Raw genomic sequence first — 23,210 nt, 5'->3', positions numbered from 1 at the left:
GGGGTTCCGTGGGGGGGCGGGGGGGCGCCCCGCCCCCCCGCCCGCCGTGGGGGGCCGCCGCCCCCCTACCCCGCCCCGGGGGGCGCCCGGCTTGCCCCCGACCGGAGGAGACCGTCATGCAGACGTTCCTGCCCCACCCCGGCTTCCGGGAGTCGGCGCTCGCCCTGGACCGCCGCCGGCTGGGCAAGCAGCGGGTGGAGGCGCTCCAGGTGCTGCGCGGACTCACCGTGCCCGGCTACGGCTGGCGCCGGCACCCGGCGGTGCGGATGTGGACCGGCTACGAGGAGGCCCTCGTCCGCTACGGCCTGGAGATATGCCGGGTCTGGCGGGAGCAGGGCCACCAGGACGGCTGTGCCGCCCAGCTCGTCGCCGGCCTCGCCGAGTCCCGTCCCGGCATCCCGGTGCGCTGCCAGCCGGAGCTGGCGGCCGCCGGGGAACTGCCGCCCTGGCTCGGCGACGACGCCTTCCACCTCAGTCACCGCTCGGCGCTGGTGCGCAAGGACCCGGATGCCTACGCCGGACAGTTCCCCGGGGTCCCGGACGACCTGCCCTACGTGTGGCCGGCCTCGGACCGCGAGCCGGGGGAGGCGGACACCACCGCGTAGGACCGTCAGGACGCCTGGCCGCCGGCGAGCTGCTTCATGTCGACGGTCTCACCGGCCGGCGGCTGCTCCGGCCGCACCGGCTCGTTGTAGTCGCTGAACGTCATGCTGCCCGGGTTCTTGCCGCCCTCGGTCGTGGTGCGCAGGAGGTAGGGCTCGTCCTCGGTGGCCACGTGCAGGCCCAGCTGCTCGCCCTCCGCGGTCTTCTTGGTCAGTTGCAGCGCCTCCTCGCCGTCCACCTCCGTCGTGGAGCCGCGCTTGAGGTCCTTGCGCTCGGACTTGTCCTCGTCCAGCGCGGCGATGAAGCCCTGCTTGTCGCAGACACCGGCCAGGGACGCGTCGTCGGCCGGCATCTTCACCCACTTGTCCCGCAGCTTGGGCACCATCTGCTGGGCCGCGGCGGGCTGCTGCTGGAGGGCGGTGCGCCAGTACTGCTCGTCACCGCGCAGGTAGAGCGTCGCGTCGGTGTGCCGCACCTCCGCCTTCCCCTTGCCGGTGTCGATGGTGCCCTGACAGTTCTTCTCCTGGTCCACGGCGACGTCGACGGCGAGGGTGCTGCCGTCGGGCAGGCGGGTGTCGCCCTTCATGTGCACGGACTTCGCCTGGCGGGTGGCCTCGACCGCCTTCGCGGCGACGGCGTCGGCGCTCTGCCCCTCGAAGGGCTTGCCGTCGTCACCCGAGCCGTCGCCGCAGCCGGCGAGTAGGGCGAGCGAGACGCTCGCGGTCGCCACGGCGGTCGCCACTTTGCTGGTGCGCACAGTCGATCCCCTCTTCGAAACGCCAATTCCCTTGCAAACCCGGCCTGTTGACGCCGGAGCGTTCCGATTACCCCGATTCCCGCGTCCCTCACGTGATGACGGATTCGTGATCCTTCCGTGAAGAAGTCCCCGCGCGAAGTGGTCCCCGACAGCGGCCGGGAAGTGGACCTCTCGACGGACCGCCGGGCTTCCTAACGTCGTGTCCATGAACGCCACCACCACGCGCGGCACCCTGCTCGCCGCGCTCGCCTGTGTCCTCGTCGGAGGCTCCTTCACCGCCAACAGCCTGCTCGGCGACTACCCGTACGCGGGCGGCCAGTTCCTGCGCTACGCACTGGCGTTCCTGCTGCTTCTCCCGCTCGCCGGCCCGGGCGCCGGAGCCCGGCTGCGCACCCTCGGGGCCGGCCGGTGGCTCCGGCTGGCCCTGCTGGCCGCCGTCGGCATGGTCGGGTTCAACCTGGCCGTCCTCGCCGCCGAACGCACCGCCGAACCGGCGGTACCCGGTGTCTTCGTGGGCTGCGCGCCGGTGGTCGTGGCCGTGCTCGTCCCGCTCCTCGACGGACGCCGGCCGCAACGGGCCGTGCTCCACGGCGCCACGCTCGTGGCCGTCGGGGCGTTCACGGTCCAGGGCTGGGGACGCACCGACGGCGCGGGCCTCGCCTTCTCCGTGTGCGCCCTGGCCGGCGAGGTCGGATTCGCGGTGCTCGCCGTGCCCGTCCTGCGGCCCCTCGGCCCGCGGCTGCTGTCCGCGGTGGTGTGCGGGATCGCCGCCGTCGAGTCCGCCGTGGCCGGCGTGTCGGCCGACGGCGCCGGGTGGCTGCGGCGGCCGGACGCGGTGGAGACCGGTGCGCTCCTGTGGCAGGCCGTGGTGGTCACCGTCGTCGGGTTCGTGTGCTGGTACATGGGCATGCAGCGCATCGGGGCCGAGCGTGCCACCCTGTTCTCCGGCCTGATCCCCGTCGCCGCCGCCTGCACGGCCCCGCTCGTCGGCACGGGTGCCTACGGTGCCGCGCAGGCCGCGGGCAGCGCCCTGGTCTTCGCGGGGGTGGCCGTGGGATCGGGTGCCCTGCCCCGGTTCGCCCGGCGCCGCGGCGCCGGGACGGGTCACGGGTTCGCGGAGCGCTCCTTGGAGAAGCTGTAGAGGTCCTCGGACGTCCTGACCAGCTCCCGCTGTTCCCGCCGGGAACCCACCATGGGCGGTGAACCGTGCAGCGGCACCTGGGCGCTCTCCGGCAGGAACCTCACCGTCACCAGGCCGATGGCGCCGGCCACCATCAGGTAGTAGGCGGGCATGAGGTCGTCGCCGGTGATGCTCACGAGGGCCTCGGTGACCAGCGGAGTGGTGCCGCCGAAGGCGGCGACGGCGAAGTTGAAGCCGATCCCCATGGCCGCGTAGCGGACGGCGGTGGGGAAGAGCGCGGGCAGGGTGGCCGCGCTCGGCGCGGCGAAGCAGGCGAGCAGCGTGGACAGCAGCAGCACCCCGAGGACGGGCGCCGCGGTGCCGTGCGCCCTGAGGAGCAGGAACGCCGGCACGGCGAGGACGATCATCGCCGCCGCGCCGACGGCGTAGAGCGGACGGCGGCCGACGTGGTCGCTGAGCCGGCCGAGGAAGGTGATCAGGACGACGATCCACAGCATGCCGATCAGCACCAGCACGTCGGCGAAGGCGCTGGAACGGTCCAGGGTCTCGGTCTGGTAGGTCGGCAGGTAGCCGGTGACCATGTAGTTGGTGACGTTGTAGAGCAGCACGATGCCCATGCACACGAGCAGGGGGCGCCAGTGCTCCCTGACGATGGTCTTGAACTCGCTGCCCGCCGACTCCTGGGCGAGGCTCTTCTCGTGTTCGTCGAGCTGTTGCTGGAAGGCGGGGGACTCCTCCAGCTTGAGCCGCATGTACAGGCCGATGACGCCGAGCGGACCGGCGATCAGGAACGGCAGCCGCCAGCCCCAGGACAGCATCTGGGCGTCGGTGAGCCACAGGTTCAGGCCGGTGACGAGCGCCGAGCCGAGGGCGTAGCCGACGAAGGTGCCGAAGTCGAGCCAGCTGGAGAGGAAGCCGCGCCGCCGGTCGGGCGAGTACTCGGCGACGAAGGTGGTGGCCCCGCCGTACTCACCGCCGGTGGAGAAGCCCTGGACCATCCGGGCGAGCAGCAGCAGGACCGGGGCGGCGAGGCCGATGGTGGCGTAACTGGGGATCAGTCCGATGGAGAACGTGCCGGCCGCCATCATGATCATGGTGGTGGCGAGCACCTTCTGCCGGCCGATGCGGTCCCCGAGGGGACCGAAGACGAGGCCGCCGAGCGGGCGCACCACGAACGCGGCGGCGAAGGTGGCGAACGACGAGATGACCTGGGCGGCCGGGGAGGCGCCGGGGAAGAACACCTTGCCGATGGTGGCGGCCAGGTAGCTGTAGACGCCGAAGTCGAACCACTCCATGCAGTTGCCCAGCGCCGACGCGCCGACCGCGCGTTTGAGCAGCGGCTTCTCGACGACCTGGACGTCCTCCTCGCGGAAGGCCCGCTTGGAGCGGCGGAGCCGGCCGGCCAGCTCCTCCCGCACCTGCCGCGGCAGGGCCGCGACCGTGCTCGGCATCTTCGTCCGGCCGCGGGGGCCGGTTGGACCGTCAGGCTTCGCGTCCGTCACGCTGCCGCCTTTCTGTGACTGCACCACGTTTCGCCTCAGCGAATTCTGCGCCGCAATGATCGATCGGCGCATGTCAGAGCTGCTGCCCGTGTTCACGCGGGTCACACCGCCGCATGCGCATGTCCGGGCCGCCCGATCTCCACGATGACGCCCGCAGCGTTTGCGACGTCGAACGTTGGGCGAACGTGGGCGCGCACCCCGGCAGGGGGTCGCGGGGGTGCGCGCGGTTCGGGTGCGGGGCCGCTCAGGGCTGTGCGGGCATGGTCCAGCAGTTGGAACCGGCCGGCTTGCCGTCCAGTCGGTCGGTGAGCCAGGAGATGGCGGTTCCCTGGTCGGTGAGCAGCGGAGCGGCGTGGTCGAGCAGGCCGCTGCCCACGCCCGGGAGCAGGACCGGCGCGTAGGTGACCCGGCCGCCCCTGCGGCACCAGTCGACGGCCAGCTGACGGGCCTGGCCGTGCGGGACGAGGCCGTCGCCGACACCCGTGGCAACGCGCACCGGCCCGCTCGGCTTCGAGGTGCCGATGCGCTGCTCGTCGAGGAAGGCCTGGAGCGCGGGCTCGGCGCGGACGATGTCGCCGAGCGACTGTCCGGCCTTCGTCCAGGACGTGCTCTCGTCGCCGCCGTAGGAGAAGAGCGCGTCGCCGATGCACATGGTCGACAGGTCCTCCAGCGCCTTCTCGCCCTCGGCGTTCACATACCGGTCGGCGATGGGCCGCAGGGACGGCTCGGCCTGGAGGAAGCCGTTGAGCGACCAGCCCAGCGCGCCCGCGAGGTCGCTGCCGTCGATCGCCTCCATCACCTTGGCCAGGTCCGCGGGCGGGGCGCCCGCGTAGGTGCCGGCCAGTTCCACGTCCGGGGCGTAGGACGGCTGGAGTTCGGCCGCGGCGGCCGTGGCCCCGCCGCCCTGGCTGTAGCCGAACAGTCCCACCCTCGAGCCGGCGGTGACCGACGCCGAGTCCAGGGAGCGTGCGGCACGCACGGCGTCCAGCACCGCATGGGCCTCGTCGACGCGGTTGACGTAGGTGTGCAGCCGGTCGGTGGCGCCGAGGCCCGCGTAGTCGGTGACGACGACCGCGACGCCGCGCGCCAGCAGCCGGTAGACCGACAGGTCCTCGTACCCGACCGAGACGGTCTCGGTGCCCAGCCGCAACGGGTGCTCGAGGCCCATCGACGCGGCGCACTGGTCGCCCTGGCCCATGGTGCCGGGGGCGACCACGACCAGCGGGCGCGGCCCGCCGCCGTGCCAGCGGGCCGTCGGCTCGATGTAGGCGCCGGTCACGGCGACCGGCTCGCCGTTCGAGTCCGTGGACTTGTACATCAGCCGGGTCGCCCGTCCCGGCAGGGGGCCGCCGAGGCTGGGCAGGCTCAGGGCGAGGCGCAGCGGCTCGCTGCGGATCAGGGCCCCGTCGGCGTCGGGCAGCGTGGCGGGTGGGGTGTAGAAGGCGGGTATCTCGACGCCGCGGGACACCACCGCGGCGGGACCGTCCGCCGCGGCCGCCGGTACGGCCTGGGCGCCGAGCGCGAGCGCCGCGGCGACGGCCGCGGCGAGCATGCGTGGACGTGCGGGCATGGCGAACTCCTGGGGAAGGGCCGGGCCGGCCGTCCGCCGGTCCGGGTGGGTGAGAGGCCGTGGTCGCGCTGCTGCTGTGGGTGTCGGGACCGTAACCGGCCAGGAGTTACCGCGGGTAGCAGGCGATAGGTTACGGTTCAGTAACTTGACGGTCTGTCCAACAGCGGTCACCCGACGGCTGCTGCCGCACAGGTTGACGACCCGTCACCACGTCCACGAGGCGACAGATCGTGACCCATCCCTTCCACGGGTCGGTTCCGTACCCGGCCCCTGTGCCGCTACCGCCTGCTGCGCACCAGCAGGTACAGGAAGTACGGCGTTCCGATCACCGCCGTCATGAGCCCGGCGCCGAGCTGGGCCGGGGCGATCACCGTGCGGCCCAGCAGGTCGGCCGTGCAGACGAGCGCCGCGCCCAGCAGCATCGCGACGGGGACGACCCGCACGTGCCGTCGGCCCACCAGGGCGCGCGCCGCGTGCGGTGCCACCAGGCCCACGAAGCCGATGGTGCCCGCGCAGGCCACGGCGGTCGCGCTGAGCAGCACGCTCAGCACCAGGAAGCCGAGGCGCCCCGGGCCCAGCGACAGGCCGAGCAGACGGGGCGTGTCCTCGTCCAGGGAGATCAGGTCCAGCTCCGTGCGCCGGGCCACCGCCACGACCGTGCCCACGGCCAGCACCAGGGCGACCGGCAGCACGTCCGGCAGGGTGCGCCCGTAGGTGGAACCCGACAGCCACGTCAGCGCCTTGGTGGCGTTGAACGGGTCGGTGAGCACGATCAGCAGGCTGATCAGCGCCGTCGTCGCGGCGGCGACACCGATGCCCACGAGGACCAGCCGGTTCTGCCGGAAACCGCCCCGCGCGGCGAGCCCGAAGACGACGACCGCCGTCACACCGGCCCCCGCGAACGCGGCCCCGGCGACCTCCCAGCCGCCGGCGACGGGCGCGGTCGTCACCAGGAGCACGGCACCCAGCGCCGCCCCGCCGGAGACGCCCAGGACACTCGGTTCCGCCAGCGGGTTGCGGGTGACGGCCTGCACCAGCGTGCCGGACAGGGCGAGCGCCGCACCCGCGCCCAGCGCCGCGAGCACCCGTGGCACCCGGGTGTCCAGGACGAAGGAGACGGTTCGCCCGGCCTTCCCCTGGGCCCAGTTCACGACGTCACCGAGCAGCAGCTTGCTGTCGCCCACCAGGACGGCGGCGACGACCAGGCCGAGCAGGACGGCCACGAGAACGGCCACCGTCGCGAGGAACACCGCCCGGCTCGGGATGCGCAGCCGGTCCGGCGCCCCGGCCCCCGCGGTGTCCCGCAGCCGCACTGCCGTCACGACCAGGAACACGGCGCCGACCAGGCTCGTCACGACGCCCGTGGGCACGGCCACCGACAGGTCGTCCGGCACCAGGGCCCGCAGCAGCACGTCCGACCCGAGCACCAGGGCCGCGCCGCTGAGCGCGGCCACCGGCAGGGTCGCGCGGGAGCGGGCGAACCCGCGGAACCGGCGGGCGAGCGGACGCACCAGGGCGGGCGCGGCCAGGCCGACGAAGCCGATGGGGCCGGCCAGCGTGACCGCAGCCGCGGACAGCAGCGCCGCCAGGACGACCACCGTGACACGCGTGGCCCGCACCGGGACGCCCACACCGCGTGCCGCGTCGTCGCCGAGGGCGAGCGCGTCGATCCGACGGGCGGTCAGCAGCAGTCCCGCCAGGCCGACCAGAGCGACCGGCAGCATCTGGAGGACACCGTCGAACCCGTTCTGGGCGATGCTGCCCTGGTTCCACTGGTACAGGCCCTCGGTCCGTTCCGGGAACAGCAGGAGCAGCCCCTCGGTCACGGAGTTCAGCCCCAGCATCAGCGCGGTGCCGGCCAGGACGAGCCGGACGGTGCCCGTGCCGAGGCCGGACAGGCCGAGCACCACGGCCGCCGCCGCCAGACCGCCGGCGAAGGCGACACCGGAAGAGGCGATCATGGGGAGCGAGACGCCCGCGGCCCCGACCAGCCCGAGGGCCAGGTACGAACCGGCGTTCACCGCGAGGGTGTCGGGCGAGGCGAGGACATTGCGGCTGACCGCCTGGAGCACGGCGCCGGCCGTGCCGAGCACGGCGCCGACCAGGAGACCGGCGGTCATGCGCGGCAGCCGGGACGCGACGACGACGGACGCGTCGTCGGGGGCGGCCCGCCCGGTCAGGGCCTTGAACACCTCGGCGGGTCCGACGGCGGCGGTGCCCTGGGTGATGTCCACGACCGCGAGGACGGCGACCAGGAGGACGAGCCCGGCCGTCACCGCGGCCGCGCCCGGCCGGGACGCGGGAGCCGTCGACGGACGGGCGGCGGGCTTCGTTGCGGTGACGGCCATGGCCCCGCTACTTCGTCAGCGCGCCGACGAGGGCGTCGATGTACGCCGACATCGAGGCCGGGCCGCCGAACATCCAGATGCCGTCGTCGAGCCGGTGCACGTCGCCGGCCTTCACGAACGGCAGGGACTTCCAGACCGAGTTCTTGGCCAGCGCGCCGGTGAACGGGGTGGCGTTCGGGTCGCCGTCGTTGCCGATGTAGGCGAACCGCACGCCCGCGGGCAGCTCGGTCAGCCCCTCGACGTCGGTGGAGCCGAGACCGTAGGCCTCGTCGCCCTTCACCTTCCAGGCGTTGTTCAGGCCGACCGCCTCGTTGACCTCGCCGATGAGCGACGTCGCCGTGTAGGGGCGGACGGAGACCTGGTTGGAGGTGACGTAGCCGTCGGCGAAGGCGATCTCCTTGTCGGCCATTCCCGCGTCGGCCAGGGCCTTCTTGCCCTCGGCGATCTTCGCCTGGAAGGTGTCGCGGACCGTCTTCGCCCGGTCCGCGGTGCCCGTGGCCCTGGCGATGAGGTCGACGTTCTCCAGCATCTGCCCGATCTGGTCCGCACCGTCGGCGGACGTGACCTCCAGCACCGGGGCGACCTCGCGCAGCTGCTTCACGGCGGCCGGCGGCAGGTCCGTGGTGGCGACGATCAGATCGGGGGCGAGCGAGGCGACGGTGTCCATGCTCGGCTCGCCGCGCGTGCCGATGTCCTTGGGCTCGTTCCTCAGCGGGGCGGCGGTGTCCCAGGTCCGGTAGCCCTTGACGTCGGCGACGCCGACCGGGTCGACACCGAGCGAGACGAGGCTCTCGACGACGTTCCACTCGGTGGCGACGACCTTGGTGGCCGGGCCGTCGAGCTTCACCTCGGTACCCTTGCCGTCCTTCAGCGTGATGGCCTCGGAGGCCTTCTTCTCCGTCTTGTCGGCGGCGGGTTCGGTGGTGCCGCAGGCGGCGAGGGTGAGCGCCGCGGCGGTGGTGGCTGCCGCGGTGAGCAGGAGGCGTCTCATGAGGTGGTGCCGAGCCTTTCGGTTCGTATGTGGTGGCGGCCGATCGGGCGGGTGCGCAGACGGCCGGTCAGGGGGTCGGTGTCGACGTCGATCCGGATGCCGTAGACGGCGGTCAGGCGTTCCGGCGTCAGGACGTCCTCGGGCGGGCCGTCGGCGACGATCCGGCCCGCTTCGAGCAGCGTGATCCGGTCGGCGACGGCCGCCGCCTGGTCGAGGTCGTGCAGGACGACGCCGACGGCGATCCCGTGGTCGTCCGCCAGATCACGCATGAGGTCGAGGAGTTCGACCTGGTAGCGCAGGTCGAGGTAGGTCGTCGGCTCGTCGAGGAGCAGTACGCCGGTCTCCTGGGCGAGACAGCTCGCGAGCCAGACCCGCTGCAACTGCCCGCCGGACAGGTGGTCGGCGCCGCGGTCGGCGAGGCCGTCGACCCCGGTGAGCGCGAGCGCCCGGTCCACGGCGGCCGGACCGTCCGGATCGGGCCGCCCCCAGCGGCCCCGGTACGGATAGCGGCCGAACTCGACGACGTCCCGTACGGTCAGTCCGCCGGGCGTCGGCCTCCCCTGCGTCAGCAGCGCGACGTGGCGGGAGAACTCACGCGCCGTCAGCGCCAGTCCGTCGGTGGTGCCGTCGATGCTGAGCGTGGCGCTGCGGGCCCGCTGCAGCCGGGCGATCGTCCGCAGCAGCGTCGACTTCCCGCTGCCGTTCGGACCCACCAGGACGGTCACTTCACCGGGCCTGAGCCCGACCGCGGCGTCGTGTACGACATCGACACCGTCGTACGACACGGTCACGCCCACGGCCGACAGCTCATGGCCCCGCAGGCGCGGGGTACCGGCTGCGTCTTCACCAGATCTCACACAACGAAGGTTAGCCTAACCTAAGAAGTGCTGGTGACAGGGGTGCCGGACGCCGCGGGCCGCGGAGCCGCGCGCCCGGCCTGCCGTCCGGGGAGACTTGATCAACTCACCGGCGGGGTGCGGGACTTCCACAACCCGGCGCGGTTCAGGGACTGCGGGCAGTGCAGGTAGATCTCGTCGATCTCCAGGAGCAGCGCCAGGTCCGGACGCCGGCCGTCCCGCGCCATCGCGTCGAAGAACGGCGCGTCGGTGAGGACGCGGGCCCGGCCGTTGATCCGCAGCACCTCCTTGCCGCCGGGGATCAGGTAGAGGAGCCCGGCGTGCGGGTTGTCGAGGATGTTGTGGAAACTGTCCCCCCGCCGGTTGCCCGGCCGGTCCGGCAGGGCGATGGTGGCGGCGTCCAGTACCCGCGTGAAGCCCGGGGCGTCGCCGCGCGGGGAGACGTCGCAGTTGCCGTCCGCGTCCGAGGTGGCGAGCAGGCAGAAGGGGGAGCGGGCCAGCATGTCCCGGTCCTCGTCGGTGAGACGGTCATGGACCTTGTCGATCACGACGGGCCAGGGCTCGCCCAGCAGCTCGCGGAGTTCGGCGCGGGAGCCGACCTCGGTCCAGCCCCTGTCGGTGACGGCGCCGGGCCGGTCCTCGGTCGTGTCGATCGTGTGCGGCAAGGCCGGCTCCCCACAGGTGTGCGTCCGAAGCGAATGGTTGCACGCAGCACATTAACCGACGTTAGGTTCGGCTTACCTAACCGCCTGGCGAGGTCAGAAGGCGTACCGGATGCGCAGCCAGGGTGCGTGGGCGTCGGCCAGCGCGCGGAGCCGGGCGACCGCGTCCGCCTTGACGCCGGTGCGGTAGCGCACGTTGAGCGCCCCGTTCTCTGAGCGCTTGGCCTGCTGGAGCTCCGGCCGCCACAGGGTGTCCTCCGCACGCGGATGCCAGCCCAGGTTGACCTCGTGCAGCTCCCGGTTGTGCGTCAGCATGATCACCTCGGCGGCGGCCTGCCGCTTCACCCGGTCCGGCAGGACGTCGTCGAGGTGCCTCAGCAGCTCCGCCCAGGCCTCCTCCCAGCCGGGCCGCACGACCACGGGGGACAGGTTGAAGTGCACCTCGTACCCGGCGTCGAGGAAGTCGGCCGCCGCGGCGATGCGTTCCGCGACCGGGGAGGTGCGCACGTCCAGCAGCCGGGAGTCGTCCGGCGGCATCACCGAGAAGCGGATCCGGGTCCGGCCCCGCGGGTCGAGGGCGAGCAGGTCCGGGTTGACGAACTTGGTGGCGAAGGACGCCTTGGCCGTCGGCCACTGCCGGAAGGCGTGCACCAGGTCCGCCGTGTTGTCGCTGATCAGGGCGTCCACCGAGCAGTCGCCGTTCTCGCCGATGTCGTACACCCAGGCCTCGGGGTCGCACTGGTTCGGCTCGGGTTTGGGCCCCTGCCGGGCGATGTGCCGGCCGAGGTGGGCGACGATCCGGTCGATGTTGGTGAAGACGGTGACGGGGTTGGCGTACCCCTTGCGCCGGGGCACGTAGCAGTAGGCGCAGGCCATCGCGCAGCCGTTGGAGGCGCCCGGTGCGATCCAGTCCGCGGAGCGGCCGTTGGGGCGCGTGGTCAGCGTCTTCCTCTCGCCCAGGACGAGCGTCTCGCCCTTGACCCGCACCCAGCGCTCGACGTTGCCCTCGTTGCCGTGCAGACCGGGGATGCGCCAGTGGGAGCCGACCTCGACCACCCGGGCCTCGGGGAACCGGGCGATCACCTGACGGCCGCGCGGGGACGCGGCGGCGGCGGGCTCGGCGTGGATCTCGCGCACGGGCAGCAGCCGGCGGGCCGCCGCCGAGTCCCGGAACAGCGGCCCGGCGCCGGGTGCGGCGGCGGGCGCGGCGGCCGGGGACACGGGCGGCAGGGCGTCGAGGCCGAACAGGGTGCCGGAGCCGTCGTCCGGTGCGGTGGACGGGTCGTGCATGAGAGCTCCGGTGCGTATGTGCCAGGACGGACCGCCTCGGGCCTCGGAGTACCGCGGGACGGTCCCGGTCCCTCCACTGTACGAAAGCGCGCGGTGTCTCCCGTCCCGTCGGGGGCATACGCGTGACACGGCACCGGCCCGGTGCCACCTATCCGAAGGGGTGTACACCGTGCTCGCCATCATCGCGGCGGTCCTGTTCCTCATCGCCTGGCTGATCAACGCGGCGGAGATCTCGACCAACGACGTCTTCACCTCGACCAACGTCATGCTCATCGGCCTCGCCCTGCTGGCCCTGCACGTCGCCGGGATAGGCAGCGGCCTGGCGGCGCGCGGGCGCCGCCGTTGAGCCACCCGACCGGCGCCCCGGGCCGCAGGACGCGCGCGGCGCCCGCCTCCGTCAGGGGATGCGCGCCACGCCCGCGTAGATGCCGCTCTCCTTCGCGACGGGCGGCTCCTGGCCGGCGCCGTACCACTCGGTGGCGGTGACCAGACCCGGCGGCACCAGTTCCAGTCCGTCGAAGAACCGGGCCACCTCCGCCCGGGTGCGGAAGCCGAGCCTGATGCCGCCCTTGGCGTACTGGGCGATCACCTGCTCCGCCAGCTTGGGGAACAGGTCGATCGCGGCGTGCGAGAGCACCAGGTGGCTGCCCGGCGGAAGGGTGGCCACCAGGCCGCGGACGATGCCGTGGGCGTCCTGGTCGTCCGGGACGAAGTGCATCAGGGCGATCAGCGACAACGCGACGGGCCGGTCGAAGTCCAGGATCTCGCGGGCGTGCCGCACTATCTCCTGCGGCTCGCGCACGTCGGCCTGGATGTAGTCCGTGGCGCCCTCGGGGCTGCTGACCAGCAGTGCCTCCGCGTGCCGCAGCACGATCGGGTCGTTGTCGGCGTAGACGACCCTGGCCGCCGGCACCGTCCGCTGGACGATCTGGTGCAGGTTCGGCTCGGTGGGGATGCCCGTGCCGATGTCCAGGAACTGGTCGATGCCCTGAGCGGCGAGGTGGGCCACGGCGCGGTTCATGAACGCGCGGTTCTGCCGCGCCGCGTCCCGTGCCTCGGGCGGCAGCGTCTCGCCCACCGCCTCGTCGACGGGGTAGTTGTCCTTGCCGCCCAGCAGCCAGTCGTAGACCCGCGCGGGATGGGCCCGGCTGGTGTCGAGGCGAGGGGGCTGGGAATGGTCCGTCGTCATGGCACGCTCCGTCGTCCGGGAGGTGGGGGTTCGCCGCTGATCTCGATCATCGTACTGCCCGGCGATCGTGCCATGTGCGGTGTGTATGACCGGAGTTGAGGACGTCTGTGCCCCGGGAGCCCGGCGGGCTCCCGGGGTGCAGATCCCTCCCGTCCGCGGGGAAGGGGCAGTCCGCCCGGGTGGGCGGGTCAGCCGGCGGACACGTCCGTCACCGTCCACCGCTGGTTGGTACCGGAGTTGGGCGGCCAGGTCGTGACGGCCGCGCCCTGGTGCGTCGCCTGGCCGCCGACCTCCAGCAGGCGTCCGGTGGCGGCGTTGACGAGTGTCCAGGTGCCGTCGCCGGTGGTCGACAGGAGCCATTCGGTGGCCGCGTCGCGCCTTCCGGTGTCCCGTTCGGCCACCGGGACGTCGTCGCGTACGGCCAGCCGCGTGCCGGCCCGCGGGTCGGTGAAGACGTAGCGGTCGCGGACTCCGCTGCCGGGGCGCACCGCACTCAGCCGCCACTGCCGGCCGGCCGTGCCGCTCCCCGGGCCGAGGACCAGGCTCGTGCCGTCGTCCGCGACGGTGACGGCCCTGCCGCTCTGCACTCCGGTCAGCGTGTAGGTGTGGCCCCTGCGGAGAGCCGGGGCGTCCTGGGCGACACCGGAGACGCCCTTGATCTCGAAGGAGGTCACGGACTGCGCGGGCACGGTGAAGGTGGCCGCGCGGTCATGGACCCTGATCGGGGCCTGCTTCGCGAGTCTGCCGTCGGCGCTGGTCACGACCGGGGTGACGGTGGCCCCGCGGCCGACGCTGCGGAACTTCGACAGGTCGACGGTGACCGTGCGGGCCTCGGTCGTTCGGTTGACGTGGACGAGCGAGGCCCCCTTGCCGTCCCGGGTGACCGCGGCGGCGCTGGAGGTGTCGTCCGTCCTGATCAGCCGGTCGCCGGGCTTGATGAAGTGGGTGAAGTTGCGTGCCGTGTCGAACTTGGTGTTCGTCCGGATCGGGCAGGTCTCCAGGGTGTCCTGGGCGGTGCAGCCGAACGGGACCTGGATGCTGCCCCAGTTGCCGCCCTTCGCGGACTCGCCGCCGGGCTTCATGTTGTCGTAGTCCTCGACGGGCTGCCAGAACACCCAGGCGCGGGGCTCGAGTTCACGCAGGTCGTCGACGATCTGCTGGGCGAGGCCGAGGCCGGGCCGCATGTCCTCGAAGTCCTGCCCGTCGCCCCAGTCGCCGCCGACCTCGCTCATCCACAGCGGCTTGCCGGCGGCCTTGGCCAGGTCGCGCACGGTGGTGCGCTGGCCGGTGCCGTAGGTGTGCACGTTCATCTGGCCGACGAGGTCGCGGTCGGCCTGGGAGTACGCGCTCCAGTTCTTCGCGTAGGTGCCGGGGTTGGTCTCGTCCATCGCCGAGATGTCCGCCTCGACCTTCGCCTTCCTCAGCGCGGGGGCGAGGGCCTGGATCACCTTGCGCTGGAGCTCGGGGCCGATGTGGGCCCCCTCCTGCCGGCCGCCGACGGGTTCGCCGTCGGCCCCCAGCTGTGTGCCCCAGTACGGTGTGTTGGGCTCGTTGAACGGGTCGACGGTGTCGACCTCGATGCCCTCGGCCTTCTCCAGCCGCCTGGTCGCCCCCGCCAGATAGGCGGCGAAGTCGTCGACGGAGTCGGTCCTGAGCTGGTCGGCGGAGGAGTCGAAGCCGCCGGAGACGTAGCCGCTGACGGTCATGAACCACGGCGGCGAGTTGCTGAACGTCTCCCAGTGGTCGATGTCGTCCTTGATGCGCTCGACCCACCAGCGCTGGGTGGCGTCGGCGTCCTCGTTCCAGTCGGCCGGGTCGTCGGCGCTCCACCACTCGGTGTCCTCGCGGGTGGTGCCCGCGGGCGCCTTCCACCAGCCCTCGACGGCACCGCCGGCGCGCAGGTAGTCACCGACGTCGGGCGCGTTGCCGCCCCCGATGTTGTAGCGGGCGATGTTCAGCCCGAGGCCGTCGTCGCCGAAGAGGAGGCGGGCCAGCTTCTCGCGGATCTCGGGCGGGTAGTCGCCGGTGGCGTTGGCGAACCAGACCAGACTGGTGCCCCAGCCCTCGAACGCCTCCTGCTGGTACGACGGGTCCGGCCGCACGGTGACGGATGCGGCGGTCGCGGCGGGTTCGGCCTGTGCGGGGACACTGATCAGAGCGGCCCCGGTGGCCAGGGCGGTGAGCGCAGCGGCCCCGAGAAGGCGTCTGCTGCGGGTACGGCGTGCCATCGTGTGCTCCCAACGGGAAGGTGTGGTCGCTGCGGTGGCCCCTCCTGCCCGTGAGCGGGCAGGAGGGGACGCCCCCGGAGCGGGCGCGTGCCGCTCCGGGGAGTCGTGGGTGGTGTGCGGCAGGGGGCCGTCAGGCGGTGGGCGTGCGCACGACGGCGACAGCCCTGGGCCCCAGGACGACGGCGCCGGAGTCGTCGGTGGCGCCGACCAGGACGTCTCCGGCCGCGCCCGGGACGGTGACCGTCTCGTCGGTCCGGTTCACCAGGAACACGAACCGCCCGCCGGGACCGCGGCGCACGGTGGTCTCGACCAGCCCGCGCACCTCGGCGGGCAGGCCGCTCGCCACGCCGGCCGGCTCCAGCAGCCGCGGCAGCAGCGAGGTGAGCCCCTCGGCACCGAGCCGGGTGGACACGTACGCGGCCGAACCGCTGCCCGCCGGGCGCCGGGTGACGGCCGGGCGGCCCGCGTGGGCGCCCGTGCGGTACCGGACGAGTACCTCGGTCTCGGGCGCGGTGACGGTGAGGTGGTCGGTCCACAGGGCGCCGGTCGTGGCGTCGTCCAGCTCCACGGTCTGCCCCGCGGGCAGGGGGCCGAACTCCTCGACGCGGACGCCCAGCAGGTCCCGCAGGGCGCCCGGATAGCCGCCGAGCCAGACGTGGTCGTTCTCGTCCACGACGCCGGAGAAGTAGGTGGTGACCAGGTGCCCGCCCTGCTCCGCGAACCGGGTGAGCTCCTTGGCGAGGTCGGCGGGGACCATGTGCAGCACGGGTGCGATCAGCACCCGGTGGCGGGTCAGGTCGGCGCCGGTGGTGACCACGTCGGCGCGGACGCCGAGGGCGAGGAGCGCGGAGTACCAGTCGAGCGCCTCCTGGTGGTAGTCGAGCAGCGAGGTCGGGTGCGAGTCCTGCTCGCTCGCCCACCGCGACTCCCAGTCGAAGAGGATGCCGACCTCGGCGGGCTCCCGCTCGCTCCCGGCGACCGGCGCCAGGGTCCTCAGCGTGTCGCCGAGCGCGGTGACCGCGCGGAACAGCTCGCTGTCGGCACCGGCGTGCGGCACCATCGCCGAGTGGTACTTCTCGGCGCCGGCCGCGGACTGGCGCCACTGGAAGAAGCAGACCGCGTCGGCGCCGTGCGCCACGTGCGTCAGCGAGTCCCGGGCCAGCTCACCCGCGCCCTTCGCCAGATTGACCGGCTGCCAGTTCACCGCGCTGGTGGAGTGCTCCATCAGGAACCAGGGCCGGCCGCCCGCGATGCCGCTGGTGAGGTTCGCCGAGAAGGACAGCTCGTCGCGGGCCTGCGGGTGCGGGACGACGTAGTGGTCGTTGGCGACGAAGTCCACCTCGCCCGCCCAGTCCGCGTAGTTCATGCCCTTGGTGCCGGGCATCACCATGAAGTTGGTGGTGACGGGAACGCCCGGCGTGAGCTCCCGCAGCACCTCGCGCTCGGCCCGCAGGTGCTCCTTCAGCGCGTCCGACGAGAAGCGCTTGAAGTCGAGCTGCTGGGTCGGGTTCGGGTGGGAGGCGGCGAGCCGCGGCGGCAGGATCTGCTCCCAGTCGCTGTAGCGCTGAGACCAGAACGCCGTTCCCCAGGCGTGGTTGAGGGCGTCCAGCGTGGTGTACCGGGCGCGCAGCCACTGCCGGAAGGCGCGGGCCGCGTCGTCCGAGTAGTCGTAGACGTTGTGGCACCCGAGTTCGTTGTTGACGTGCCAGGCCACCAGTGCCGGGTGGCCGGCGTAGCGGGACGCCATCTCCCGGACCAGCCGCAGGGCGTGCTCCCGGAAGACCGGGGAGGTCGGACGCCAGTGCTGCCGCGCTCCCGGCCACAGCGTCTCCCCCCGGTCGGTGACCGGCAGGATCTCCGGGTGCGCCGTGGTCAGCCAGGGCGGCGGGGAGGCGGTGGCGGTGGCCAGGTCGACGCCCACGCCGTTCTCGTGCAGCAGGTCCATGACCTCGTCGAGCCAGGCGAAGTCCCAGGTGTCCGGGCCGGGCTGGATGCGGGCCCAGGAGAAGATGCCGACGGAGACGATGTTGACGCCGGCCGCGCGCATCAGCCGTACGTCCTCCTCCCACACCTCCCGGGGCCACTGCTCGGGGTTGTAGTCGGCGCCGTAGCCGAGACGGGGGGCGGGCGCGCCGTCCGGTCCGCGCTCGAGGCGGGACAGGAGGGTGGAGATCATGGCGGTCCTTCCGGTGTGGTGCGTGCGGCGCGGGGGCGGCGCGGATGCCGCGCCGCCCCGTGCGGGCCGCCGCATCGCGTGCTGGTGCTACTGCTCGACGGTGAAGCCCTGCTCGTTGCCGTACTTGACCGACGCGTCCTGCCAGGACTTCAGCCCCTCGGCGAGCGTGGTGCCGGAGACGTAGGCCTTGCCGACGGTGTCGTTGAAGATCGAGTTCGCGTACACCTGGTAGGGCAGGTACGACCAGTCGTCGGCGACGTTCGCGGCCGCCTCGGCGAAGATCTTGTTGGCCTGCTGGCCGCCGAAGTACGGGAACTTCGTGTCCTGGAACGCGGTGGACTGCAGATCAGCGGTGGTCGCCGGGAAGGCGCCGTTCTCCAGGCGGGTCTGCACGCCCTTGCCCGCGTTGGCGTACTCGACGAAGGCGTACGCCAGCGCCTCGTTCTTGCCGAGCTCGGGCAGGGCGAGCGCGCTGCCGCCGTTCTCGGCCCCGGCCTTGTCGCCCGCCGCCCACTGCGGCAGCGGGGCGGCACGCCAGTCACCGGAGGCGTTCTTCACGCCCGACTCCAGGTTGGCGGGCATCCAGGCACCGGTGGCGAGGGTCGCGATGCTGCCGTCCCCGAGGCCCTTGTACCACTCGTCGCTCCAGCTGGTGACGGGAGCGAGCAGCTTCTCGTCGATGAGCTTCTGCCACACGCCGGTGAACTTCGCGGCGCCCGCGTCGGAGAAGTCGACCTTCACCTTGGTGCCGTTCACCGTGTAGGGGTGCGAACCGGCCTGCCAGAGCATGCTGGTGGCGAAGCCGGCGTCACCGGTGTCGGCGGTGATGTACGCCTTGGGGTTCTTCCTGTGCAGGTCGCGGGCGGCGGTGAGGTACTCGTCCCAGGTGGTGGGCACCTTGATGCCGTACGTGTCGAAGACCTTCTTGTTGTAGAACAGCGCCATCGGCCCGGAGTCCATCGGCAGGGCGTAGACACCGTCACCGCCCGCCTTCACGCCGTTCCAGGGGCCGGGCGAGTAGCGGGTGGCGAGCTTCTCGGCGCCGAATCCCTTGAGGTCGGTGAGCTGCTCGGTCAGCGCGAACTGGCCCATCGCGTAGTACTCGATCTGGGCGACGTCGGGCACGCCCTTCTTCGCCGAGATGGCGTTCTGCAGCGCCGTGTACTGGTCGTTGTTGGTGCCCGCGTTGACCAGGTTCACCTTGACGCCGGGGTGCTCCTTCTCGAAGCCGGCGGCCACCTGCTTGAGGGTGGGCTCCCACGCCCAGACGGTGAGGGTGCCGCCCTTCTCCAGAGCCGCCCTGACGTCCTCCTGGGAGACCGGCTTCCCGCTCGATCCGCCGTCGTCGCCGCCGCAGGCGGTCGCTCCCAGGGCGAGGGCGCAGACGAGACCGATGCCGCGCAGCAGGCGGCGGGATTGCTTGTGCATGGGCGAGCTTCCACTTCTTCGTGGCCGGGGACCGGCACAGTCGAGGGTCGGAGGGGAGAAAGGAGGCGGGACGGGGGCGGAGCGCGGGGGAGGAGGGGTGCCTGGCGGCTACTCCTTGACGCTTCCGGCGGCCAGTCCGGACTGCCAGTACTTCTGCAGCAGCAGGAACGCGGCGATCAGCGGCAGGATCGTGATGAGCGAACCGGTGACGACCAGGTTGAACACGGCCTCGCCGCCGGCGGTCTGGGCCTGCTGGTTCCAGCTGTTCAGGCCCAGGGTCAGCGGATACCAGTCCGGGTCCTTGAGCATGATCAACGGCAGGAAGTAGTTGTTCCAGGTGGCCACCATGGTGAACAGCAGGACGGTGACGATGCCGGGCGCCAGCAGCGGCAGCGCGACCCGGAAGAAGGTGCGCACCTCGCCGGCGCCGTCGATGCGGGCGGCCTCCATCAGCTCGGTCGGGATGGCCTCGCTCGCGAACACCCACATCAGATACAGGCCGAACGGCGAGATCAGGGACGGGATGATCACCGCCCAGGGCGTGTCGGTGAGCCCCATCTTGCTGAACATCAGGAAGGTCGGAACCGCCAGTGCGGTACCCGGCACCGCCACGGCGCCGATGACGACGGCGAAGACCCCGCGCCGGCCGGGGAAGTCGAACTTGGCCAGCGCGTAGCCGCCGAGGACGGCGAGGAAGGTGGCGCCGCCCGCGCCCAGCCCGACGTACAGCAGAGTGTTCAGCAGCCAGCGGGTGAACACGCCGTCGTTGTAGGTGAACGTCTGCCTGACGTTGTCCCACAGGGCGAAGTCGTCGTCGAACCACAGGCCGAAGGAGTCCGACAGGCCGGCCTGCGTCTTGGTGGCGCTGATGACCAGCCAGAGCAGCGGCACCAGGCTGTAGAGCACCACGAGCCCGGTGAGCACGGTCAGCAGGACGCTGCGCCGCGGCTTGCCCGGGGAGCGCCGGCGGCGGGCGGCGCGCAGCTTCGGCGCGGCGCGGCGGGTGCCGGGCGGCGCGGGCGCGGGACGGTCGGAGACGGTGACGACAGGACTGGTCATCGCTGCTTCACACTCCCTTGCGCATGCCGCGCAGCTGGACGACGTAGGCGATGACCATGGTGATCAGCCCCATGACGATGGCGACCGTCGCGGAGTAGTTGTGCTGCTGCCCGTTGAAGGACAGCGAGTACGTGTAGAAGTTCGGGGTGTAGTCGGTGGTGATGGCGTTGGGCGCCAGCGGCTGCAGGATGTTCGGCTCGTTGAAGAGCTGGAAGCTGCCGATGATCGAGAAGATCGTCGCGATGACCAGTGCCCCGCGGATGGCCGGGAGCTTGATGGCGGTGATGACGCGGAGCTGTCCGGCCCCGTCGATCTCGGCGGCCTCGTACAGCGAGTGCGGGACCACCCGCAGGGCCGCATAGAAGATCAGCATGTTGTAGCCGACGAACTCCCAGGTCACGATGTTGCCGATGGAGGCGAGCACCAGATCGGGGGAGAGCGGGTCGGGCAGCGTGACGCCCAGCGCGTCGTTGATGTCGCCGACCAGCCCGAACCTGGTGCCGTACATGAAGCCCCACATCAGGGTGGCCACCACGGCGGGCACGGCGTACGGCAGGAAGACCGAGATGCGGAAGAAGTCCCGGCCGTAGAGGCGGCCGCTGTCCAGGGCCAGCGCCACCAGCAGCGCGATGCCGAGCATGATCGGCACCTGCACGGCCAGGAACAGGGCGACCCGGCCGAGCGAGGCCCAGAACCGGTCGTCCTGGAGGGCCTGCGTGTAGTTGTCCAGGCCGACGAAGGTGGTCCCGCCGATGAGCTGGTCGCGGAAGAGGCTGAGGTACACCGAGTAGGCGATCGGGGCGAGGAAGACCAGGGCGAACACGGCCACGAACGGACCGAGGAAACCCCACCCCGTCCAGGACCGGCGGTCCCGCCTCGCCGGTGGCGGGGCCGGCCGCGGCTCGGCGGCGGCCGGCGGTTGCAGCGTCGTCATGTCGTTCCTCGCTCGTCCACGTGCGGAGCCTCGCGATGTTTACGTAAACATCGAGCGCCGCGAAACGACCCCCGGGCTGTTATGTTTACGTAAACATCTGATGGCGGCATGTCTACACTGCCCCGATGACGACGGTCAAGGGTCCTTGCGCACCGGGGCCCGGCAGCGACAGAGAGGCGGCTGACGGCGAGTGAGCACGGCTGAGGGAGTCCCGACGAGCGCACCCGTACGGTCCCGCCGCGGCCGCGAGCGCACGGCCTCCATGGCGGACGTGGCACGGCTGGCCGGGGTCTCCTCGCAGACCGTCTCCCGCGTCTCCAACGGGTACGCCGGAGTGACCGAGGAGACGCGGCAGCAGGTGCTGGCGGCCATGAAGGAGCTCGGATACCGCCCCAACAGCGCCGCCCGGGCGCTGAAACGCGGTGAGTTCCGCACCATCGGCGTCATCACCTTCTCGCTCTCCACCACCGGGAACGTGCGCACCCTGGAGGCCATCGCGACCTCCGCGGCGAGCGAGGGGTACGCGGTGACGCTGCTGCCGGTCGCCGTGCCCACGCAGGACGAGGTGCGGGGCGCCTTCTCCCGCCTGGAGGAGCTCGCCGTCGACGCGGTGATCGTCATCATGGAGGTCCACCTGCTGGACGCGGCCACCGTGACGCTGCCGCCCCACGTCCAGGTCGTGGTGGTCGACTCCGACGCGGGCGACCACTACACGGTCGTCGACACAGACCAGGCCGGCGGCACCCGTGCGGCCGTCCGGCACCTGCTCGGCCTGGGGCACGGCACCGTCTGGCACCTGGCCGGCCCTGAGGACTCCTTCGCCGCCCAGCGCCGCGCGGACGCCTGGCGCCGGACGCTCTCCGAGGCGGGCCGCACCGCGCCGCCCCTCGCCCGGGGCGACTGGTCGGCCGAGTCCGGTTACCGGGCCGGCCTCGAGCTCGCCGCCCGCGAGGACTGCACGGCCGTCTTCGCGGCCAACGACCAGATGGCCCTCGGCCTGCTGCGCGCCCTGAACGAACGCGGCCGGCGGGTCCCGGAGGACGTCAGCGTCATCGGGTTCGACGACATACCGGAGGCCGGTTCCTTCCAGCCGCCGCTGACGACCGTCCACCAGGACTTCGCCGAGGTGGGACGGCTCTGCGTGCAGGCCGTACTGCGCAAGATGCGCCAGGACGGCGCCGAGCGGGGGACGACGCTCGTGCCCACCCGGCTGGTGGTCCGCACGAGCACCGCACCGCCCCCGGCGCGCGGACGCTGAGCGCGCGGTTCCGCCGGGCGGCCTGGTGACGGCGCGAGCCCCGGCCCGTGGGTATACGCTCGGCCCTCGCCCGCGGCCGGCGAGGGCCGAGCGTCACGCCGGGGGAACGGCGCTGCCGGCGCTGTTCGACGGCTGGGGCGCCCCCGTCCTCGACCTCCTCCACCACGGCACCGCCTTCGCCCACCGCCCTCTTCATGTCCTGCCCGAGTCCCACACCTGGACCCACGTCGCCGGGGTCACACTGCTGGGCGACGCCGCCCATCTGATGCCCCCGTTGGGAGCGGGCGCGAACCTCGCGTTGCTGGAGGGCGCCGAGCTCGCCGAGTCCGTCGCCGCCTGCCGCGGGGATCTGGACGAGGCCGTCCGCGCCTTCGAGGAACGGATGTGGGCACGGGCCGGCCGCTGGGCGAAGATCACGGCAGCCGGTCTGGAACGCCTGGTGAGCCCGAACCCGGCCGAAGCCCTCGCCCTCTTCGACCAGGTCCAGCCGTCCTGAACGCCGCGCCCGGGAGCCCGACGGCGGGGGTCCGGGAGAGGACACGGCGAGCGGGACGCAACCCCCCACCTTTCTGGGATGGGATGTGCCGGCCGGCCACAGCATTCTTTACCTGGCCGGCGGCGGTGAGCCGCCTCCGGCGCATCCGTGACGACACGAGGGGGAAGACATGTCCATGCGAAGAAAAGCCGTCGGGATCCTGGTCGCAGCCGCCGCCGGTCTGACGGTGGCGGGGGCCCCGGCCGCCGTCGCGGCCCCGTCCCCGACGGGCACCGCGCTCACGGCGTCCGTGTGGCGGAACATCGCCCTGACCGGGACGTACACGATCCGCGACGACGAGGGCATCTTCGCCGCCGGCACGTACTGCAACGGCAACGTCGCCTCCGAGGGCTGGGTGAACGAGGTCCGCACGCCGTCGCTGTGGTGGGAGACCACGTGCGGGGGCGAGATCCGGGTGGAGAAGCACGTGTCCGCCCAGACGGACGCCACCGGCGGGGTCATGATCTATGTGACCCTGCGGTTCTACGAGGGCACGAACGACACCAACACCGACCTCGACGCCGAGTACGACTTCAACCGCTACGTCCCCGCGGGACAGAGCTCGACGGTCGCCGAGATCACGCTCCGCAACGGCGAGAACGGCGGCAAGGACTGGGCGAAGCTCAACCTCGTCCTGCGCAACGACCGCTGACACCGGAGCGAGGCGTCGGTCGCGCGCCTC

The 23,210-nt window shown here is 72.4% G+C and carries 19 protein-coding genes and 1 pseudogene; 6 read left to right on the top strand and 14 right to left on the bottom strand.

The window, feature by feature from the left end:
• Positions 1-116 precede the first annotated feature (116 nt).
• Positions 117-605 carry an MSMEG_6728 family protein gene (locus ACFWJB_RS09090; protein ID WP_386921206.1) on the top strand — a complete coding sequence of 163 codons (489 nt, stop codon included), beginning with the start codon at positions 117-119 and terminating at the stop codon, positions 603-605.
• 5 nt (positions 606-610) lie between these two features.
• Here ACFWJB_RS09090 and ACFWJB_RS09085 read toward each other — a convergent pair whose 3' ends face one another.
• Positions 611-1,360, bottom strand: a complete 750-nt coding sequence (locus ACFWJB_RS09085) for a hypothetical protein (protein WP_386921204.1) — start codon at positions 1,358-1,360, stop codon at positions 611-613.
• 205 nt (positions 1,361-1,565) lie between these two features.
• Between ACFWJB_RS09085 and ACFWJB_RS09080 the strand changes: the two genes are divergently transcribed.
• Complete coding sequence (locus ACFWJB_RS09080; RefSeq protein ID WP_385468646.1) at positions 1,566-2,501, top strand: EamA family transporter; 936 nt, start codon at positions 1,566-1,568, stop codon at positions 2,499-2,501.
• On the opposite strand, the gene ACFWJB_RS09075 is transcribed toward ACFWJB_RS09080, so the two are convergent.
• The 7 genes from ACFWJB_RS09075 to ACFWJB_RS09045 all read right to left on the bottom strand — a co-directional run bounded on the left by ACFWJB_RS09075 (position 2,465) and on the right by ACFWJB_RS09045 (position 11,721).
• The gene (locus tag ACFWJB_RS09075) at positions 2,465-3,952 is read right to left on the bottom strand and encodes an MFS transporter (RefSeq protein ID WP_386921202.1); all 1,488 of its coding nucleotides are present in this window, start codon (positions 3,950-3,952) and stop codon (positions 2,465-2,467) included. The genes ACFWJB_RS09080 and ACFWJB_RS09075 overlap by 37 nt on opposite strands.
• Positions 3,953-4,247: 295 nt before the next feature.
• Positions 4,248-5,573 carry a lipase family protein gene (locus tag ACFWJB_RS09070; protein WP_385468652.1) on the bottom strand — a complete coding sequence of 442 codons (1,326 nt, stop codon included), beginning with the start codon at positions 5,571-5,573 and terminating at the stop codon, positions 4,248-4,250.
• A 278-nt stretch (positions 5,574-5,851) separates the two neighbouring features.
• On the bottom strand, positions 5,852-7,921 hold the full coding sequence (locus ACFWJB_RS09065; RefSeq protein WP_385468655.1) for an iron ABC transporter permease: 2,070 nt from the start codon (positions 7,919-7,921) through the stop codon (positions 5,852-5,854).
• A gap of 7 nt (positions 7,922-7,928) precedes the next feature.
• Positions 7,929-8,912 (bottom strand): iron-siderophore ABC transporter substrate-binding protein, encoded by a 984-nt coding sequence (locus ACFWJB_RS09060; protein WP_385468658.1) that lies wholly within the window; start codon positions 8,910-8,912, stop codon positions 7,929-7,931.
• Positions 8,909-9,769 carry a siderophore ABC transporter ATP-binding protein CdtA gene (gene cdtA / locus ACFWJB_RS09055; RefSeq protein WP_385468661.1) on the bottom strand — a complete coding sequence of 287 codons (861 nt, stop codon included), beginning with the start codon at positions 9,767-9,769 and terminating at the stop codon, positions 8,909-8,911. The genes ACFWJB_RS09060 and cdtA overlap by 4 nt, the downstream gene beginning before the upstream one ends.
• A gap of 101 nt (positions 9,770-9,870) precedes the next feature.
• A complete protein-coding gene (locus tag ACFWJB_RS09050; RefSeq protein WP_385468664.1) occupies positions 9,871-10,434 on the bottom strand; it encodes an MSMEG_1061 family FMN-dependent PPOX-type flavoprotein in 564 nt (187 codons plus the stop codon).
• Between the two features lie 93 nt (positions 10,435-10,527).
• Complete coding sequence (locus ACFWJB_RS09045; protein ID WP_385468667.1) at positions 10,528-11,721, bottom strand: spore photoproduct lyase family protein; 1,194 nt, start codon at positions 11,719-11,721, stop codon at positions 10,528-10,530.
• A 169-nt stretch (positions 11,722-11,890) separates the two neighbouring features.
• Here ACFWJB_RS09045 and ACFWJB_RS09040 point away from each other — a divergent pair, with 169 nt between their 5' ends.
• On the top strand, positions 11,891-12,067 hold the full coding sequence (locus ACFWJB_RS09040) for a hypothetical protein (protein ID WP_385468670.1): 177 nt from the start codon (positions 11,891-11,893) through the stop codon (positions 12,065-12,067).
• Positions 12,068-12,118: 51 nt separating this feature from the next.
• Here the strand turns inward: ACFWJB_RS09040 and ACFWJB_RS09035 are convergent, their stop codons facing one another.
• From ACFWJB_RS09035 to ACFWJB_RS09010, 6 genes are all read right to left on the bottom strand, one after another.
• Positions 12,119-12,910 (bottom strand): SAM-dependent methyltransferase, encoded by a 792-nt coding sequence (locus ACFWJB_RS09035; protein ID WP_385468673.1) that lies wholly within the window; start codon positions 12,908-12,910, stop codon positions 12,119-12,121.
• Between the two features lie 188 nt (positions 12,911-13,098).
• The gene (locus ACFWJB_RS09030; protein ID WP_386921198.1) at positions 13,099-15,138 is read right to left on the bottom strand and encodes a glycoside hydrolase; all 2,040 of its coding nucleotides are present in this window, start codon (positions 15,136-15,138) and stop codon (positions 13,099-13,101) included.
• 130 nt (positions 15,139-15,268) lie between these two features.
• On the bottom strand, positions 15,269-17,314 hold the full coding sequence (locus ACFWJB_RS09025) for a beta-galactosidase (RefSeq protein WP_386921196.1): 2,046 nt from the start codon (positions 17,312-17,314) through the stop codon (positions 15,269-15,271).
• An 87-nt stretch (positions 17,315-17,401) separates the two neighbouring features.
• Entirely contained in the window at positions 17,402-18,742 is a 1,341-nt protein-coding gene (locus ACFWJB_RS09020; protein ID WP_385468682.1) for an ABC transporter substrate-binding protein, read from the bottom strand.
• Positions 18,743-18,850: 108 nt separating this feature from the next.
• Positions 18,851-19,801, bottom strand: coding sequence for a carbohydrate ABC transporter permease (locus tag ACFWJB_RS09015; protein WP_385468685.1), 951 nt, complete (start codon positions 19,799-19,801; stop codon positions 18,851-18,853).
• A 7-nt stretch (positions 19,802-19,808) separates the two neighbouring features.
• Entirely contained in the window at positions 19,809-20,735 is a 927-nt protein-coding gene (locus ACFWJB_RS09010; RefSeq protein ID WP_386921193.1) for a carbohydrate ABC transporter permease, read from the bottom strand.
• A gap of 190 nt (positions 20,736-20,925) precedes the next feature.
• Here ACFWJB_RS09010 and ACFWJB_RS09005 point away from each other — a divergent pair, with 190 nt between their 5' ends.
• The 3 genes and pseudogenes from ACFWJB_RS09005 (at position 20,926) to ACFWJB_RS08995 (ending at position 23,180) form a co-directional block, all read left to right on the top strand.
• On the top strand, positions 20,926-21,993 hold the full coding sequence (locus tag ACFWJB_RS09005) for a LacI family DNA-binding transcriptional regulator (RefSeq protein WP_385468690.1): 1,068 nt from the start codon (positions 20,926-20,928) through the stop codon (positions 21,991-21,993).
• Positions 21,994-22,105: 112 nt separating this feature from the next.
• Positions 22,106-22,489: pseudogene (locus tag ACFWJB_RS09000) on the top strand (FAD-dependent oxidoreductase); the annotation flags it as partial.
• A 169-nt stretch (positions 22,490-22,658) separates the two neighbouring features.
• Positions 22,659-23,180 (top strand): hypothetical protein, encoded by a 522-nt coding sequence (locus ACFWJB_RS08995; protein WP_386921191.1) that lies wholly within the window; start codon positions 22,659-22,661, stop codon positions 23,178-23,180.
• Positions 23,181-23,210 lie beyond the last annotated feature (30 nt).

The organism is Streptomyces sp. NPDC127100 (assembly GCF_042724095.1).
GTDB lineage: Bacteria > Actinomycetota > Actinomycetes > Streptomycetales > Streptomycetaceae > Streptomyces.
Note: the sequence above shows the minus strand (reverse complement) of the source record. Positions and strands in the feature narration are given on the sequence as shown.